The 15871-nt window shown below is 70.0% G+C and carries 18 protein-coding genes; 8 read left to right on the plus strand and 10 right to left on the minus strand.

The window, feature by feature from the left end; translation table 11 throughout:
* Positions 1-10: 10 nt before the first annotated feature.
* Complete coding sequence (locus tag ACZ42A_RS03500; protein ID WP_468525452.1) at positions 11-508, minus strand: hypothetical protein; 498 nt, start codon at positions 506-508, stop codon at positions 11-13.
* 190 nt (positions 509-698) lie between these two features.
* On the opposite strand from ACZ42A_RS03500, the gene ACZ42A_RS03505 reads away from it, so the two are divergent.
* Positions 699-2366, plus strand: coding sequence for an alkaline phosphatase family protein (locus tag ACZ42A_RS03505; protein ID WP_468525453.1), 1668 nt, complete (start codon positions 699-701; stop codon positions 2364-2366).
* Here ACZ42A_RS03505 and dusB read toward each other — a convergent pair whose 3' ends face one another.
* A complete protein-coding gene (gene dusB / locus ACZ42A_RS03510) occupies positions 2367-3521 on the minus strand; it encodes a tRNA dihydrouridine synthase DusB (RefSeq protein WP_468525454.1) in 1155 nt (384 codons plus the stop codon). It lies immediately after the preceding gene.
* A 77-nt stretch (positions 3522-3598) separates the two neighbouring features.
* Here dusB and ACZ42A_RS03515 point away from each other — a divergent pair, with 77 nt between their 5' ends.
* Positions 3599-5059, plus strand: coding sequence for an MFS transporter (locus tag ACZ42A_RS03515; protein ID WP_468525455.1), 1461 nt, complete (start codon positions 3599-3601; stop codon positions 5057-5059).
* Here ACZ42A_RS03515 and ACZ42A_RS03520 read toward each other — a convergent pair.
* The 4 genes from ACZ42A_RS03520 to ACZ42A_RS03535 form a co-directional block, all read right to left on the minus strand.
* Complete coding sequence (locus ACZ42A_RS03520) at positions 5056-5652, minus strand: TetR/AcrR family transcriptional regulator (protein WP_468525456.1); 597 nt, start codon at positions 5650-5652, stop codon at positions 5056-5058. The two genes, ACZ42A_RS03515 and ACZ42A_RS03520, sit on opposite strands and share 4 nt — an antisense overlap.
* Positions 5653-5677: 25 nt before the next feature.
* Entirely contained in the window at positions 5678-6688 is a 1011-nt protein-coding gene (locus tag ACZ42A_RS03525; protein WP_468525457.1) for an aldo/keto reductase, read from the minus strand.
* A gap of 114 nt (positions 6689-6802) precedes the next feature.
* Positions 6803-7414: a LysE family translocator gene (locus tag ACZ42A_RS03530; protein WP_468525458.1), complete on the minus strand. Its 612-nt coding sequence runs from the start codon at positions 7412-7414 to the stop codon at positions 6803-6805.
* A gap of 83 nt (positions 7415-7497) precedes the next feature.
* Positions 7498-8880 carry a glycine--tRNA ligase gene (locus tag ACZ42A_RS03535; protein WP_468525459.1) on the minus strand — a complete coding sequence of 461 codons (1383 nt, stop codon included), beginning with the start codon at positions 8878-8880 and terminating at the stop codon, positions 7498-7500.
* 159 nt (positions 8881-9039) lie between these two features.
* On the opposite strand from ACZ42A_RS03535, the gene ACZ42A_RS03540 reads away from it, so the two are divergent.
* From ACZ42A_RS03540 to ACZ42A_RS03555, 4 genes are all read left to right on the plus strand, one after another.
* Positions 9040-10002, plus strand: a complete 963-nt coding sequence (locus tag ACZ42A_RS03540) for a zinc ABC transporter substrate-binding protein (protein WP_468525460.1) — start codon at positions 9040-9042, stop codon at positions 10000-10002.
* A 16-nt stretch (positions 10003-10018) separates the two neighbouring features.
* Positions 10019-10789 (plus strand): metal ABC transporter ATP-binding protein, encoded by a 771-nt coding sequence (locus ACZ42A_RS03545; RefSeq protein ID WP_468526125.1) that lies wholly within the window; start codon positions 10019-10021, stop codon positions 10787-10789.
* Positions 10789-11691 (plus strand): metal ABC transporter permease, encoded by a 903-nt coding sequence (locus ACZ42A_RS03550; RefSeq protein WP_468525461.1) that lies wholly within the window; start codon positions 10789-10791, stop codon positions 11689-11691. Before ACZ42A_RS03545 ends, ACZ42A_RS03550 begins: the two co-directional genes overlap by 1 nt.
* A gap of 61 nt (positions 11692-11752) precedes the next feature.
* The gene (locus tag ACZ42A_RS03555; protein ID WP_468525462.1) at positions 11753-12175 is read left to right on the plus strand and encodes a Fur family transcriptional regulator; all 423 of its coding nucleotides are present in this window, start codon (positions 11753-11755) and stop codon (positions 12173-12175) included.
* Between the two features lie 13 nt (positions 12176-12188).
* Here ACZ42A_RS03555 and ACZ42A_RS03560 read toward each other — a convergent pair whose 3' ends face one another.
* Genes ACZ42A_RS03560 through ACZ42A_RS03575 form a run of 4 tightly spaced genes read right to left on the minus strand, consistent with a single transcriptional unit; the run spans position 12189 to position 14431 of the window.
* Entirely contained in the window at positions 12189-12560 is a 372-nt protein-coding gene (locus ACZ42A_RS03560) for a hypothetical protein (protein WP_468525463.1), read from the minus strand.
* Complete coding sequence (locus ACZ42A_RS03565; RefSeq protein WP_468525464.1) at positions 12557-13390, minus strand: isoprenyl transferase; 834 nt, start codon at positions 13388-13390, stop codon at positions 12557-12559. The genes ACZ42A_RS03560 and ACZ42A_RS03565 overlap by 4 nt, the downstream gene beginning before the upstream one ends.
* 26 nt (positions 13391-13416) lie before the next feature.
* On the minus strand, positions 13417-14163 hold the full coding sequence (gene recO, locus ACZ42A_RS03570) for a DNA repair protein RecO (RefSeq protein ID WP_365758962.1): 747 nt from the start codon (positions 14161-14163) through the stop codon (positions 13417-13419).
* Positions 14164-14206: 43 nt separating this feature from the next.
* On the minus strand, positions 14207-14431 hold the full coding sequence (locus tag ACZ42A_RS03575; RefSeq protein ID WP_365758959.1) for a hypothetical protein: 225 nt from the start codon (positions 14429-14431) through the stop codon (positions 14207-14209).
* A gap of 172 nt (positions 14432-14603) precedes the next feature.
* On the opposite strand from ACZ42A_RS03575, the gene ACZ42A_RS03580 reads away from it, so the two are divergent.
* On the plus strand, positions 14604-15437 hold the full coding sequence (locus tag ACZ42A_RS03580) for a helix-turn-helix domain-containing protein (RefSeq protein WP_468525465.1): 834 nt from the start codon (positions 14604-14606) through the stop codon (positions 15435-15437).
* The gene (locus ACZ42A_RS03585; protein WP_468525466.1) at positions 15419-15712 is read left to right on the plus strand and encodes a DUF397 domain-containing protein; all 294 of its coding nucleotides are present in this window, start codon (positions 15419-15421) and stop codon (positions 15710-15712) included. The genes ACZ42A_RS03580 and ACZ42A_RS03585 overlap by 19 nt, the downstream gene beginning before the upstream one ends.
* Positions 15713-15871: the final 159 nt, after the last annotated feature.

Here is a 15871-nt window from a genome sequence, read left to right on the forward strand (position 1 = left end):
GAGGCCGGGATCACTTGACGATGGGACCGGAGTCGATGGGGGGCGTGTAGCCGCCGTAGTCGATGTCGTCGCGGGGGCCGGGACCGCCGCCGGTGGGCGGCTCGGTGTCGCCGCCGGTGGCGGCAGACGAACTCCCGTTGGGCGGCTCGGTGTCACCACCGGCCGCGCCGGAGGAGCCCCCGGCCGGCGCCTCGGTGTCGCCGCCGGTCACGACAGAGAGATCCTGGTCGGGCACCTCGCCGAAGTCGGTGTCACCGCCGGTCGCGACCGAGGGATCCCCGTCGGACGCCTCGCCGAAGTCGGTGTCGCCACCGGTCGCGTCGGAGGGGCCGGAGTAGGTGCAGACGTTGTAGCCGTCGTCGGTCAGTATCCATCCGCAGGTGTCGGGGACCTTGGGGTCCTGGCCCAGTGTGGCGGCGAACGCCGGCGCGGAGAGGGAGGTGGCTCCGGCGGCCAGGACGGTGGCGGCCATGAGGAGGACGAAGCGTCGGGGGCTCGCGAGGGTCATGGGAGGGGGTCCTTGCACGCTCGGGGAGGGGACTCCTCCATTCAGCCCCAGGGCGGCAGCCCGGGTCACGGCACGGAGATTCGGGACTTGACGTGAACGCTGGACCGGGTCCGGCCGTACGACATGGCGGCGGACCCGTTCCCCCACGCCGGGTCCGCCGCCAGACCAGCCCCGTACGGAAGGACCCCGGGTGTCTGTCCTCGCCCGCTGGCGCACCGCCCATCCCACCGCCGCGCGGGTGCTGAGCCGGACGCTCACCGTCCTGTCCGCCCTGCTCGTCCTGCTGGCCCTGCTGCTGCCGAACACCCTGCACACCCTCACGCCGGGCAAGTTCCTGCGGATCCCGGTGGAGGCGATCATCGGCGCCGCGCTGCTGCTGGCGCTGCCGCGCCGGCCCCGGCTGGCGGTGGCGGTGTCCGCCGGGCTGGTGCTGTCCGCGCTGACGGTGCTGAACCTGCTGGATATGGGGTTCCACGAGTATCTGGGCCGGGGCTTCAACCTGGTCCTGGACTGGGAACTGCTCGACGACGCCCAGTCGTACGCCGGGGACACGATGGGCGCGGCGGGCGCGCTCGGTCTGGCCGCCGGAGTGATCGTCCTCGTCCTCCTGCTGTGCGCACTGCTCACGCTGGCCACGGTCCGGCTGGGCGAGCTGCTGGCCCGCCATCGCACGGTCGCCGTCCGCTCCACGCTCGCCGCCGCCGTCGTATGGACGACGACCGCCGCGCTGGGCGTGCAGCTCGCGGGACTGCCGGTCGCCTCCGACCACGCGTCGGCGCTGGTCCGGATCCAGACGGAGCGGGTGCGGGCCACCCTGCGGGACGAGGCGGCGTTCGCCAGGGAGGCCAAGGCCGACGCGTTCGGGGCGACCCCGCCCGGGCAGCTGGTCCCCGATCTGCGCGGCAAGGACGTGATCTTCACGTTCATCGAGAGCTACGGCCGCAGCGCCATCGAGGACCCGGCGATCCGCCCGGGCGTCCACCGCACCCTGGAGTCGAGCACCGAGGCGCTGGCGAAGGCCGGGTTCCGGGCGAAGAGCGGCTGGCTGACCTCGGCGACGTACGGCGGCAGCAGCTGGCTCGGCCACTCCACGTTCCTGTCGGGCCTGTGGATCGCCAACCAGCAGCGGTACCGCACAGTCACCTCCGGCGACCACCTCACCCTCACCAAGGCCTTCCAGAAGACGGGGGCGTGGCGGACGGTCGGGGTCATGCCGGGGGTGCAGAAGGCCTGGCCGGAGGCGGAGTTCTACGGCCTCGACCACGTCTACGACGCCTTCCACCTGGGCTATCGCGGCCCGAAGTTCAGCTGGTCGACGATGCCGGACCAGTACGCGCTGGAGGCGTTCCAGCGGCTGGAGCACGGGAAGAAGCGGGAGAAGCCGCTGATGGCGGAGGTCATCCTCACCTCCAGCCACCAGCCCTGGGCGCCGATCCCCGAGCTGGTCGGCTGGGACGAACTGGGCGACGGGCGGATCTTCCAGGGCATCGAGGAGAAGGGCGCCGACCCGGCGGAGGTCGTCGCCAGCTCCGACCGCTCGAAGACCGAGTACGGCAGGTCGGTCCAGTACTCGGTGACCAGCCTCACCCAGTGGCTGCGGCGCTACGGCGGTGAGGACACCGTCCTGGTCTTCCTCGGCGACCACCAGCCGATCGCCCGGGTCAGCGGCAACGGCGCGAGCCGGGACGTACCGGTGTCGATCGTCGCCAAGGACCCGGAGGTGCTGGAGAAGATCGCCGGCTGGGGCTTGACGGACGGCCTGGAGCCGGCCCGGGACGCGCCGGTGTGGAAGATGAGCGCGTTCCGGGACCGCTTCCTGACGGCGTACGGCTCGACGCCCAGGCGGAAGACGGACTGATCAGCCGCCGGAGGTGTCCAGCTCCGCGTCCTCGCTGATCCCCGCGCAGTCGTACGGGTCCTTCAGCCAGCCGTCGGGCAGGACGACCCGGTTGTTGCCGGAGGTACGGCCCCGGGGCCCGTCAGCGCCGGCCGGCCAGGGCTGGTCGAGGTCCAGTTCGTCGAGCCCGGCGCGCAGCTCCTCCAGGGAGGAGGTGATGGCGAGCCGCTTGCGCATCTCGGAGCCGACCGCGAAGCCCTTCAGATACCAGGCGACGTGCTTGCGGAAGTCGACGACGCCCTTGGACTCGTCGCCGATCCACTCGCCGAGCAGCCGGGCGTGCCGGACCATGACGTCGGCGACCTCGCGGAGGGCGGGGCGCGCGACGTCCTGCGGGCGCCCCTCGAAGGCGGCGACGAGGTCGGCGAACAGCCACGGCCGCCCCAGGCACCCACGCCCGACCACTACCCCGTCGCAGCCGGTCTCGCGCACCATCCGCACCGCGTCCTCGGCCGACCAGATGTCGCCGTTGCCGAGGACCGGGATCTCGGGGACGTGCTCCTTCAGCCGGGCGATGGCGTCCCAGTCGGCGGTGCCGCCGTAGTGCTGGGCGGCGGTACGGCCGTGCAGGGCGATGGCGGTGACGCCCTCCTCGACGGCGATCCGGCCGGCGTCCAGGTAGGTGATGTGGTCGTCGTCGATGCCCTTGCGCATCTTCATGGTGACGGGGAGATCCCCGGCGCCGCTGACGGCCTCGCGCAGGATGGCGCGGAGCAGGTTGCGCTTGTAGGGCAGGGCGGAGCCGCCGCCCTTCCGCGTCACCTTGGGGACGGGGCAGCCGAAGTTGAGATCGATGTGGTCGGCGAGACCCTCTTCCGCGATCATGCGGACGGCCTTGCCGACGGTCGCCGGGTCCACGCCGTACAGCTGGATGGAGCGGGGCTGCTCGGTGGGGTCGAAGGTGACCAGCTGCATGGTCTTCTCGTTGCGTTCGACCAGCGCCCGGGTGGTGATCATCTCGCTGACGAACAGTCCCTTGCCGCCGCTGAACTCCCGGCACAGGGTGCGGAAGGGCGCGTTGGTGATCCCGGCCATGGGGGCCAGGACGACGGGCGGCTGAACGGTGTGCGGACCGATCTGGAGCGGCTGCGCGGGCGGCTGCGTGGGCGTGGACATTCCTCCATTGTGCAGCGCAATGAGTTGGTAAAATTCTTTAGTTAGTCGCACTATCGAAATCGGCGTACGATGGCGGCATGCCCGAGCTCAGCCATCGCCGACGTCTGCTCGTCCTCGCGATCTGCTGTATGAGCCTGCTGATCGTCAGCCTCGACAACACCGTGCTGAACGTGGCGCTCCCCTCCATGCAGGAGGACCTCGGCGCGACCACGTCCGGACTCCAGTGGACGATCGACGCCTACACACTGGTGCTGGCCTCGCTGCTGATGCTCGCCGGGTCGACGGCGGACCGCATCGGCCGCAAACGCGTCTTCCTGGCGGGACTGGTCGTCTTCACCGTCGGCTCGGCCCTGTGCTCCATGGCGCCGAACCTGGACGCGCTGATCGCGTTCCGGATGGTCCAGGCGGTGGGCGGCTCGATGCTGAACCCGGTCGCCATGTCGATCATCACCAACACTTTCACGGACCCGCGGGAACGGGCCCGCGCGATCGGTGCCTGGGGCGCGGTGGTCGGCATCTCGATGGCCGCGGGCCCCCTGGTGGGCGGGCTGCTCGTCGAGTCGGTCGGCTGGCGGGCGATCTTCTGGATCAACCTGCCGGTGGGACTGGCCGCCCTGCTGCTGACCCTCCGGTACGTCCCCGAGTCCCGCGCGGCGAAGCCCCGCCGGGCGGACCCGCTCGGGCAGGTGCTGGTCATCCTCCTCTTCGGCGGCCTGACGTACGCGATCATCGAGGCGCCCGCGGCCGGCTTCGCGACGGTCCTCCCGTTCGCGGCGGTTGCGGCAGCGGCGCTACTGGGCCTGCTGCTGTACGAACCCCGGCGGACGGACCCCCTGATCGACCTTCGCTTCTTCCGCTCGGCCCCGTTCAGCGGCGCGACGGTGATCGCGATCGCGGCGTTCGCCGCACTGGGCGGCTTCCTCTTCCTGTCCACGCTGTATCTCCAGAACGTGCGCGGCCTGGACGCCCTGCACGCCGGCCTGTGGATGCTGCCGATGGCCGTACCGACGTTCCTGTGCGCACCCCTGTCCGGACGGCTGGTGGGCAGCCGGGGCCCGCGGCTCCCGCTGCTGATCGCGGGGGTGGCGATGACCGCGAGCGCGGTGCTCTTCGCGGCGTTCGAGGCGGAGACGTCGAACGTGACCCTCCTCCTCGGGTACGCGCTGTTCGGCATCGGGTTCGGTTTCGTCAATGCGCCGATCACCAACACGGCGGTGTCCGGCATGCCGCGCAGCCAGGCGGGCGTCGCGGCGGCGGTCGCGTCGACGAGCCGGCAGCTGGGCCAGACGCTGGGCGTCGCCGTGGTGGGCGCGGTCCTGGCGGCCGGGATCGGGGCGTCGACGTACCGCGAGTCCTTCGTCTCCGCCGCCGCCCCCGGCTGGTGGATCCTCACCGCGTGCGGCGCGGCGGTGCTGGTGGTGGGGATCCTGTCGAGCGGCCGGTGGGCCCGACGGACGGCGGAACGGGCCGCTGAGCGGTTGGAGGTGCGGCAGGACAACGCCGTGGGGGCTGGGGCCGGTCGCTCGCCGCTTTCCTAGTTCCGTGCCCGCAGCCCCCGCACCACCAGCTCCACCACGGCCTCGAACTCCGTTTCTATGCCGGGCCGTTCCCACTCCTTGGCGTAGCAGGGGTCGTGGAAGCGGCCGGTGGCGTGGAAGACGGCGCGGGCGGTGGCGGCCGGGTCGGGGGTGGTGAAGGCACCGCCGTCGAGGCCGGCGCGGATGATGTCCGTCAGCTGGGCGGTGAGGTCGGCGATGTGCTCGGGGACCGCCTCGCCGCTCTCGCCGGTGAGGACCATGTACGTGGCGAACAGCTCGGGGTCGTCGCCCGCCTTGCGGCGCTTGGCGTCGAACAGGGCCCGCAGCCAGGCGCGCAGCCGCTCCTCCGGATCGCGGTCCGCCTCGGCGACGATGCCGGCCAGCGCCTCGGACGTACGGTCCAGCCAGCGCTTCGTCACGGCCTCGCGCAGGGCCGCCTTGGTGCGGAAGTGCCGGTAGACGCTGCCATGGCTGACGCCGAGCGCGCGGGCCACGTCCACCACGGTGGCCTTGGCCGGGCCGTGACGGCGCAGCACCTCCTCGGTCGCCTCGAGGATGCGCTCGGCGGTCAGGGTCTCGCTGGTCGGTGCCATGAGGTGACGGTACCTGGCGGGCGGATCACCGCTCGCTGTCGAGGTGTGCCATCTGGGACTCGGGGTAGCGCTCACCGGCCGCCGCGTCCGCCGGTACGGCCTCCTCGATCGCCGCGAGGTCGGCCGCGTCCAGCGTCACGTCCAGCGCGCCCAGGGCCTCGGTCAGCCGCTCCCGGCGGCGGGCGCCGACCAGCGGGACGATGTCCTCGCCCCGGGACAGCACCCAGGCGATGGCGATCTGCGCGACCGATACGCCCTTCTGCTCGGCGATCTTCCGCAGCGCCTCGACGAGCCGCAGGTTGTGCTGGAGGTTCTCACCCTGGAAGCGGGGCGAGAGGGCACGGAAGTCGTTCGCGGCGAGCTGCCGGTCGGCGGTGAAGTGGCCGGAGATCAGGCCGCGCGAGAGGACGCCGTACGCGGTGATGCCGATGCCCAGGTCCCGGACGGTCGGCAGGATCTCGTCCTCGATGCCGCGCGAGATCAGCGAGTACTCGATCTGGAGGTCCGCGATCGGCGCGGTCGCGGCGGCCCTGCGGACGGTGTCGGCGCCGACCTCGCTGAGGCCGATGTGCCGGACGTATCCCCGCTCGACCAGTTCGGCGATGGCGCCGACGGTCTCCTCGATCGGGACGGAGGGGTCGAGCCGGGCGATCCGGTACACATCGATGTGGTCGACGCCGAGCCGCTGGAGCGAGTAGGCGGCGAAGTTCTTCACGGCTTCGGGCCGGCCGTCGTAGCCGAACCAGCTGCCGTCGGGGCCGCGCAGCGCGCCGAACTTCACGCTGACCAGCGCCTGTTCCCGGCGGGCGGCCGGGGCGGTGCGCAGGGCCTCGCCGATGAGCATTTCGTTGTGGCCCATGCCGTAGAAGTCGCCGGTGTCGAGCAGGGTGACGCCCGCTTCGAGCGCCGCGTGGATGGTCGCGATCGACTCGGTGCGGTCGGCGTCCCCGTACAGCGCGGACATGCCCATGCAGCCGAGACCGAGGGCGGAGACCTGGGGGCCGGTGGTTCCGAGGGTGCGGGTCTGTGTCGTCATGCCTCCACGATGACATGACTGCTGACAGATTTCAATATCTGTCAGCTGTCATCTGTAAGCTGTTGCCTGTTGTCTGTTACCTGTCGGCTGTCACACGTGCCCGTCCGTCACCCCTTATCCGTCAGCCGTCATCAGGCCGGCCCCCAGCGCCACGAACGACCCCGCGAAGCCCCGCCGCAGCCAGGCCATGACCCGTGGGCGGGACGTGACATGCCTGCGGACCGACGCGGCGAGGACCCCGTACACGGCGAAGACGACGAAGGTCGCCAGCATGAAGACGCCGCTCAGCAGCAGCATCCGCACCAGCGCGTGCGACTCGTCGGGCGACACGAACTGCGGCAGGAACGCGAAGAAGAAGATCGTCAGCTTGGGGTTGAGGAGGTTGATCAGCACGCCCCGGACGATCGTCCGGCCCGCCGAGACGGGCGATGCCCCGCCCTCGACGCTGATCGCGTCCTTGTCCCGCAGGGTGGCCCAGGCCATGTAGAGGAGGTAGGCGACACCGGCGTACTTGAGGATCTGGAAGGCGGTGGCACTGGCGTGCAGCAGCGCCGCCGCGCCGGTGATGGTGGCCAGCATGTGCGGCACGATCCCGAGGGTGCAGCCGAACGCGGCGACGACGCTCGCCCGGCGGCCCCGGGAGAGCCCGGCGGCGAGGGTGTAGACGACCCCGGTGCCGGGGGTGGCGACGACGATCAGGGTGGTGAGGAGGAAGGCGATGCTCATGAGCCCACCCTGGAAGCACGATGGCCCCCGGCACAGGTCCAATCAGGAGCCTGTATCGGGGGCCAAACGAGTGGCGCGGAGGGTCAGCAGCCGATCAGTCGGCCGGCCAGGTAGCCCTCGATCTGGTCGAGGGAGACGCGCTCCTGCTTCATCGTGTCGCGCTCACGGACGGTGACCGCGTTGTCCTCGAGGGTGTCGAAGTCGACGGTGACGCAGTACGGCGTGCCGATCTCGTCCTGGCGGCGGTAGCGGCGGCCGATGGCACCGGCGTCGTCGAACTCGATGTTCCAGTGCTGGCGCAGCGCCTGGGCGAGGCCCTTGGCCTTCGGGGACAGCTCCGCGTTGCGGGAGAGCGGGAGGACGGCCACCTTCACCGGGGCGAGGCGGTGGTCCAGGCGGAGCACCGTGCGCTTCTCCATCTTGCCCTTGGCGTTGGGCGCCTCGTCCTCGACGTAGGCGTCGAGCAGGAAGGCCAGCATCGTACGGCCGACACCCGCCGCGGGCTCGATGACGTACGGCGTCCAGCGCTCCTGGGCGTCCTGGTCGTAGTAGGCCAGGTCCTGGCCGGAGGCCTTGGAGTGGGCGTTGAGGTCGTAGTCGGTGCGGTTGGCGACACCCTCCAGCTCGCCCCACTCGCTGCCGCCGAACTGGAAGCGGTACTCGATGTCGGCGGTGCGCTTGGAGTAGTGGGAGAGCTTCTCCTTCGGGTGCTCGTACCAGCGCATGTTCTCCTCACGGAGACCCAGGCCGGTGTACCAGTTCCAGCGCTGCTCCATCCAGTACTCGTGCCACGTCTCGTCCTCGCCCGGCTTGACGAAGAACTCCATCTCCATCTGCTCGAACTCGCGGGTGCGGAAGATGAAGTTGCCCGGCGTGATCTCGTTGCGGAACGACTTGCCCATCTGGGCGATGCCGAACGGGGGCTTGCGGCGCGCAGAGGTCTGCACCTGGGCGAAGTTGGTGAAGATGCCCTGGGCGGTCTCGGGACGCAGGTAGGCGATCGAGCCGGAGTCCTGGGTCGGGCCGAGGTGGGTCGACAGCAGGCCCGAGAACTGCTTGGGCTCGGTGAACTGGCCCTTGGTGCCGCAGTTGGGGCAGTTGATGTCGGCCAGGCCGTTCTCGGGGGCGCGGCCCTTCTTCTCCTCGTACGCCTCTTCCAGGTGGTCCGCGCGGAACCGCTTGTGGCAGGAGGTGCACTCGGTGAGCGGGTCGGTGAAGGTGGCGACGTGACCGGAGGCGACCCACACCTCGGGGGCCAGGATCACGGACGAGTCGATACCGACGACGTCCTCGCGCGACGTCACCATGTAGCGCCACCACTGGCGCTTGATGTTCTCCTTGAGCTCGACACCCAGGTGGCCGTAGTCCCAGGCGGCCTTCTGGCCGCCGTAGATCTCACTGCAGGGGAATACGAAGCCACGGCGCTTGCTCAGGCTGACGATGGTGTCGATCTTGTCGGCGGCCACGGTGCTCTCTTCATTACGACGACGGGCGACGAAGCGAGATGCTTCCAGCGAATGCTTCAGGTTACCGGCGCGGACTCCCCCTTAACCAAATCGGGATCCCCCTGAGCCCGATCGGGCGTTTGTTGACAACCGTTTCCACTTTAGTTGAAAATGACTCTCATGAACGTACGACGACACCTCATACCCACCGCAGCGGTGACCGCCCTCGGTCTCGCTGCCCTGACCGCCTGCTCCAGCGACACCGCGAACGCGGGCAACACGGACAAGTTCGATGTCGTCGCGTCGTTCTACCCGATGCAGTTCCTCGCCGAGCAGATCGGCGGGGAGCACGTGAACGTCACCACCCTCACCGAGCCCGGTCAGGAACCGCACGACCTGGAGCTCAGCACCCAGCAGACCGCGCAGCTCCAGGAAGCCGACGCGGTTCTCTACCTCAAGAACCTCCAGCCCGCCGTCGACGAGGCCGTCGCCCAGTCCGGCGCGAAGAACAAGATCGACGCCGCGTCCCTCACCAAGCTGGAGGACCACGGCAGCGTCGAGCACGAGCACGGGCACGAGGGCGAGGAGCACGCCGAGGAACACTCGGAAGAGGAAGAGCACGCCCTCGACCCGCACATCTGGCTGGACCCGGTGAAGTACGCCGAGGTCGCCAAGGGCGTCGGCGCCGCCTTCGAGAAGGCCGACCCGGACCACGCGGCCGACTACAAGAAGAACACGGACGCGCTGGTCGGCAAGCTGAACGACCTCAACACCCAGTTCGAGGACGGCCTGAAGAACACCAAGACGAAGGTCTTCTTCACCAACCACGCCGCCTTCGGCTACCTCGCCGAGCGCTACGGCCTGACCCAGGAGGCCATCTCCGGCCTCGACCCGGAGTCCGAGCCGAGCCCCGCCCGGATCAAGGAGCTCCAGGAGGAGGCCAAGGCCGACGGCGTGACCACCGTGTTCTACGAGACACTGGTCAGCGACAAGACCGCGAAGACGCTCGCGAAGGACGCCGGCCTCAAGACCGACGTGCTCGACCCGCTCGAGGGCATCACCGACAAGTCCGAGGGCGATGACTACTTCCAGGTCATGGAGTCCAACCTCAGCGCGCTGAAGACGGCCCTCGGCGCCAAGTGATCGTTACGGAGGCCACATTGTGAGCGAGCCCGTCATATCCCTGCGCGGCGTACGCGCCGAGCTGGGCTCGCGCCCCGTCCTGCGCGGTATCGACCTCACCGTGTCCCGCGGTGAGGTCGTCGCGCTGCTCGGCGCGAACGGCTCAGGCAAGTCGACGGCCGTGCGTACCGTCATCGGCCAGGTGCCCGTCAGCGCCGGCGAGATCGAGCTGTTCGGCACGCCCCGCCGGCGTTTCGGAGACTGGGCGCGGGTCGGCTACGTCCCGCAGCGCACCACCGCCGCGGGCGGGGTCCCCGCCACGGTCAACGAGGTGGTCTCCTCCGGCCGCCTGTCCCGCACCCGCTTCGGCGTCTTCCGCAAGGCCGACCGCGAGGCCGTACGCCGGGCCCTGGACCTGGTCGGCATGGCGGACCGGGCGGGCGACTCGGTCAACGCGCTCTCCGGCGGCCAGCACCAGCGGGTGCTGATCGCCCGCGCGCTCGCCGCCGACCCCGAACTGCTGATCATGGACGAGCCGATGGCCGGCGTCGACCTGGCCAGCCAGGAAGTGCTCGCCGCGACCCTGCGCGAGCAGGTCTCCCAGGGCGCGACCGTCCTGCTCGTCCTGCACGAACTCGGTCCCCTGGAGCCCCTGATCGACCGGGCGGTCGTCCTGCGCGACGGCTGCGTCCTGCACGACGGGCCGCCCCCGAAGGCCGTCGGCCAGCACGCGCTGCCCGGCCACGACCACGTCCATCCGCACGCGGCTCACGACGCCGAACCGATCCGGACGGGACTGCTGAGCTGATGGAAATCCTGAACTACGACTTCATGCAGCGGGCGCTGCTCGCCGCCGTCCTGGTCGGCATCACCGCGCCCGCGGTCGGCATCTACCTGGTGCAGCGCCGCCAGGCCCTGATGGGCGACGGCATCGGCCACGTGGCGATGACCGGCGTGGGCCTGGGCTTCCTGCTGTCCTGGTCCCCGGTCTGGATGGCCACGCTCGTCTCCGTGCTGGGCGCGGTCCTGATGGAACTGATCCGCTGGTACGGCAAGACGCGCGGCGACATCGCCCTGGCGATGCTCTTCTACGGCGGTATGGCCGGCGGTGTGATGTTCATCAACCTCGCGCCGACGGGCTCCAACGCGAACCTGACCTCGTACCTCTTCGGTTCGCTGTCGACGGTCTCGGAATCGGACGTCACGGCGATCTGCATCCTGGCCGCCTTCGTGGTGCTGGTCACCCTCGGCCTGCGCCGCCAGCTGTTCGCGGTCAGCCAGGACGAGGAGTTCGCGCGGGTCACCGGCCTGCCGGTCCGTGCCCTGAACCTGCTGACGGCGATCACGGCGGCCGTGACGGTGACGGTCGCGATGCGCGTGGTCGGCCTGCTGCTGGTCTCGGCGCTGATGGTGGTGCCGGTGGCCGCCGCCCAGCAGCTCAGCCGCAGCTTCGCCGCGACCTTCGCGATCGCGGTGGCGATCGGCGTGGCCGTGACCCTCGGCGGCACGGTGACCTCGTACTACCAGGACGTGCCGCCGGGTGCGACGATCGTGTTGCTGACCATCGGCGCGTTCGTGGTGCTGACCGCGCTGGCGGCCCCGCTGGCCCGGCGCCGGGCCCGGGCGCTGGCCGCCGCGCATCCCTCCGGGGATCCGGCGGAGTGCACAATTCCGGTCAGTCGCCGGACCGAGGACGAGATCGGCGTCTGACCGTTGCCGGTCCGGGCTGGCACAATGGCCCGGACCACAGCAAGACGTGAGGAGGCAACCGGTGACGACCGCTGGACCGCCCGTGAAGGGCCGCGCCACCCGGCAGCGTGCCGCAGTGGCGGCAGCCCTCGACGAAGTCGACGAGTTCCGCAGCGCGCAGGACCTGCACGACATGCTCAAGCACAAGGGCGACTCCGTCGGACTCACCACGGTCTACCGCACCCTCCAGTCCCTCGCCGAGGCCGGCGAGGTCGACGTGCTGCGCACCTCCGACGGCGAGGCCGTCTACCGCCGCTGCTCCACCGGCGAGCACCACCACCACCTGGTCTGCCGCGTCTGCGGCAAGGCGGTCGAGGTCGAGGGCCCGGCCGTGGAGGAGTGGGCGGAGGCCATCGCCTCGGAGCACGGCTTTGTGAACGTCGCGCACACGGTGGAGATCTTCGGCACCTGCGAGGACTGCGCGCGAGCGGCGACGGAGGACTGACCGCGCCCGCGGCTCAGCGCAGCATGTCGCCGCGGTTGACGCAGTAGTACGCGCCGTCCTCGCGTCCCACACTGTCGTAGGACCAGCAGTGCAGCATCGGCGCGAGCGTCCACATCCGCAGCGCCATGAGGGCCCCGAGACAGACGACGGCGATCCACCCCGCGTACGACCGCAGGCCGGCCAGCGCGACGCCGCCGGCGGCGACCAGCGCGGCGAACACGAGCATCCAGACGACCACCGGGGCCATGTTGTCCTGCAGCCCCGGGAACGACTCCATCTCGACCGTGCCGCCGAAGGAGAAGGCCACGACCAGCGCGGCGAACGCGAACACCGCGCCCGCCGCGCACCCGCGGACGACGCGGACGACCCTCGGGGCGGTGCTCAACTCTGCTTGCCCTCCATGGCCAGCAGTTCCTCGTTCGGGATGGCGCCGCCGAACCGCCGGTCGCGGGAGGCGAACTCCACACACGCCCGCCACAGGTCACGGCGGTCGAAGTCCGGCCACAGCACGTCCTGGAAGACCATCTCGGCGTACGCGCTCTGCCACAGCAGATAGTTGGAGGTGCGCTGCTCGCCGCTGGGCCGCAGGAACAGGTCCACGTCCGGCATGTCCGGGTAGTACATGTACTTCTGCAGCGTCTTCTCGGTGACCTTGGACGGGTCGAGACGCCCCGCCTTCACGTCCTCGGCGAGGGCCTTCGCCGCGTCCGCGATCTCGGCGCGCCCGCCGTAGTTCATGCAGAAGTAGAGGGTCAGCCGGTCGTTGTCCTTGGTCTGCTCCTGGGCGATCTGGAGCTCCTTGGCGACGGACTTCCACAGCTTGGGCATACGCCCCACCCAGCGCACCCGCACACCCAGCTCGTCGAGCTGGTCCCGGGTCTTGCGGATGAAGTCCCGGTTGAAGTTCATCAGGAAGCGCACCTCGTCGGGCGAGCGCTTCCAGTTCTCGGTGGAGAAGGCGTACAGGGAAATAGCCCCGACGCCCATCTCGATCGCGCCCTGGAGCACGTCCAGCACCCGCTCGGCACCGACCTTGTGCCCCTCGGTGCGCGGCAGCCCGCGCTCCTTGGCCCAGCGGCCGTTGCCGTCCATGACGATCGCCACATGGTTCGGCACCAGCTCACCAGGGAGCTTCGGCGGCCGCGCGCCGGACGGGTGCGGCTCCGGCGTCCTGTACTCGCGGCGCTGGCGCCCCAGGAACCCGCGTACGACCATGAGCTTCTCGTCTCCTCTTACCGTGCCTATTTCTCGACGTACCTCAGGGAGCGCAGCCCGCGCTCCAGATGCCAGTGCAGATAGGCGGACACCAGCCCGCTCCCCTCCCGCACATACCGCGGCTCGCACGCGTCCGCGGTCTCCCAGTCTCCCGTAAGCAGCGCGGCGAGCAGTTCCAGGGTCCGCGGCGAGGGTACGACACTCCCGGGCACCCGGCAGTCCACACAGACGGAGCCACCGGACGCCACCGAGAAGAACCGGTTCGGCCCGGGCATCCCGCACTTCACACAGTCGCTGAAGCTGGGGGCGTAGCCGTTCACGGCGAGGGAGCGCAGCAGGAACGCGTCGAGCACGAGGTGCGGCGCGTGCTCGCCGCGCGCGAGCGTGCGCAGGGCGCCGACCAGCAGCAGATACTGCTGCACGGCCGGCTCGCCCTCGTGGTCGGTGAACCGCTCGGCGGTCTCCAGCATCGCCGTCCCGGCGGTGTACCGGGCGTAGTCGCTGACGATCGCGCCACCGTACGGCGCGATGGTCTCACTCTGCGTGCACAGCGGCAGCCCGCGCCCCACCAGCTCGCTGCCGCGCGCGAAGAACTGCACGTCGACATGGGAGAAGGGTTCGAGGCGCGCGCCGAACTTCGACTTGGTCCGCCGCACCCCCCGGGCTACGGCGCGTACCCGTCCGTGACCGCGCGTGAGCAGCGTGATGATCCGGTCCGCCTCACCCAGCTTCTGGGTGCGCAGCACGATGCCGTCGTCGCGGAACAGACTCATGGCCCCATTCTCGCCTACGCGCGCGGCTCCCCATCCGGGTACGTCAAGGGACCTCCCCGCGGCTGCGCGCGTTGGCGTACGCGGTGGCGGCACGGAGCCGCTCCGCGGGGGTGGCGTTGCGTACGTTCCGGGGGTCGGCGTCCCACTCCCTGCCGCCGCCGTACGGTCTCAGCTGTACGTAGGGCCCCTCGTGACCCATCACGATGCCGACCTTCCCGGTGCGGGTGTCGACGACGTACGAGCCGATCGGCGGCTTCGTCGGTGTCATTGGATTCCGGCCTTTTCGTGCGGTTCGCATTTCCTGCAATCGGCGCTGTGCCTCCACGTGACTCCCCTGCGTATTCGGGTTTCACTCTTTCCCTCACCAGCATGGTCGGCTGCCCCTACACTCGGCAGGAGCTTGTGCGCTACAAGTGCGGGGCAGGGCAAAGGGGTTGGCCATGGCCAATGGTTCACGGCAGGCGGCCTGGGAGTTCTTCGGAGCGGAGCTGAAGCGCCGCCGCGAGGAGGCGGGCCTCACCCAGGTGGAGTTGGGGGCGCGGGTATTCGTCTCCGGCGCGTATATCGGTCAGTTCGAGCAGGCCATTCGAAAGCCTCAGCTTGATATCGCCCAGCGGATCGACGAGGTGCTGCAAACCGACGGTATTTTCGAGCGGTTGTGCAGACAGCTCATCAATGATCGGAGGTACGCGGAGTACTTCGCCGGGGTTGTGGAGCTGGAGCGGCATGCGACGCGGATCTGCGAGTTCGCGGCGACCGTGGTGCCGGGCCTGCTGCAGACGGCTGACTACGCGCGGGCGGTCACCGTCGCCGCGAACCCGTTCGTGACCGACGAGTACATCGAGGAGAAGGTCACGGCCCGCCTGGAACGAGCGGAGATCCTCAAGGACGCTACAAGGCCCGAGTATTGGGTGACCCTCCACGAGAACGTGCTGCGCGTACCGGTGGGCGGGCCAGAGGCGATGATCGAGCAACTGAAGCACGTCGCCGGGCTGATGCGTGAGCGCAAGGCGTGGGTGACGGTGCTCCCGTATGCGGCTGGGGAGCATGCGTCCATGGCCGGGTCGCTGAAGCTCATGGACTTCCACGACGCGCCGCCAGTCGCCTATACAGAGACGTCGTTTTCGGGGACGTTGGTGGACGATCCGGCTGTGGTGAAGCGAGCGCAGCGAGCATACGATCTGCTCAGGGTCGCCGCACTGTCGCCGTCGGCGTCCCTAGCCCTGATCGAGTCGGCGGCTGAGGACTTCAGACGATGCACGAGTTCGACCTGAGCAACGCTCGCTGGCGCAAGAGCAGCTACAGCAATGGCGAAGGCGGCGACTGCGTCGAGGTCGCGTACGACTTCCCCGGAGCCGCCCGCTGGCGCAAGAGCAGTTACAGCGACGACAACGGCGGCGAGTGCGTCGAGGTCGCCGACGGAGTCCCCGGCATCGTGCCCGTCCGGGACAGCAAGGTTCCGGTTGGACCAGTGATCGTCGTGAGCCCGGCCGCCTGGACGGAGTTCATCCGCACTGTGGGGGCCGCCCACCGGCGGCAAGCCGCTTAGCCGGCCCGGCGTGCCCCTGCGGCGCTGACGCGCCCCCGATTCCGGCCAGCAGGCCAGCCCACCGCACCCGAACCCACCTGGGCACCCCGCTCTTCCGGGCCGCCCGCTCGCTTCTTCCCCGTGCTGGAGCGGACCGGGTCAAGGGTGGGCCGCAGGCCC

The organism is Streptomyces sp. NPDC030838 (assembly GCF_055572035.1).

Coding starts and splice junctions, on each gene's coding strand:
- ACZ42A_RS03525 (WP_468525457.1), bottom strand. CDS start 6,688: ATGACGACACAGACCCGCACCCTCGGAACCACCGGCCCCCAGGTCTCC.
- ACZ42A_RS03540 (WP_468525460.1), top strand. CDS start 9,040: ATGAACGTACGACGACACCTCATACCCACCGCAGCGGTGACCGCCCTC.
- ACZ42A_RS03500 (WP_468525452.1), bottom strand. CDS start 508: ATGACCCTCGCGAGCCCCCGACGCTTCGTCCTCCTCATGGCCGCCACC.
- recO (WP_365758962.1), bottom strand. CDS start 14,163: ATGAGTCTGTTCCGCGACGACGGCATCGTGCTGCGCACCCAGAAGCTG.
- ACZ42A_RS03580 (WP_468525465.1), top strand. CDS start 14,604: ATGGCCAATGGTTCACGGCAGGCGGCCTGGGAGTTCTTCGGAGCGGAG.
- ACZ42A_RS03520 (WP_468525456.1), bottom strand. CDS start 5,652: ATGGCACCGACCAGCGAGACCCTGACCGCCGAGCGCATCCTCGAGGCG.
- ACZ42A_RS03585 (WP_468525466.1), top strand. CDS start 15,419: ATGCACGAGTTCGACCTGAGCAACGCTCGCTGGCGCAAGAGCAGCTAC.
- ACZ42A_RS03550 (WP_468525461.1), top strand. CDS start 10,789: ATGGAAATCCTGAACTACGACTTCATGCAGCGGGCGCTGCTCGCCGCC.
- dusB (WP_468525454.1), bottom strand. CDS start 3,521: ATGTCCACGCCCACGCAGCCGCCCGCGCAGCCGCTCCAGATCGGTCCG.
- ACZ42A_RS03575 (WP_365758959.1), bottom strand. CDS start 14,431: ATGACACCGACGAAGCCGCCGATCGGCTCGTACGTCGTCGACACCCGC.
- ACZ42A_RS03530 (WP_468525458.1), bottom strand. CDS start 7,414: ATGAGCATCGCCTTCCTCCTCACCACCCTGATCGTCGTCGCCACCCCC.
- ACZ42A_RS03515 (WP_468525455.1), top strand. CDS start 3,599: ATGCCCGAGCTCAGCCATCGCCGACGTCTGCTCGTCCTCGCGATCTGC.
- ACZ42A_RS03565 (WP_468525464.1), bottom strand. CDS start 13,390: ATGGTCGTACGCGGGTTCCTGGGGCGCCAGCGCCGCGAGTACAGGACG.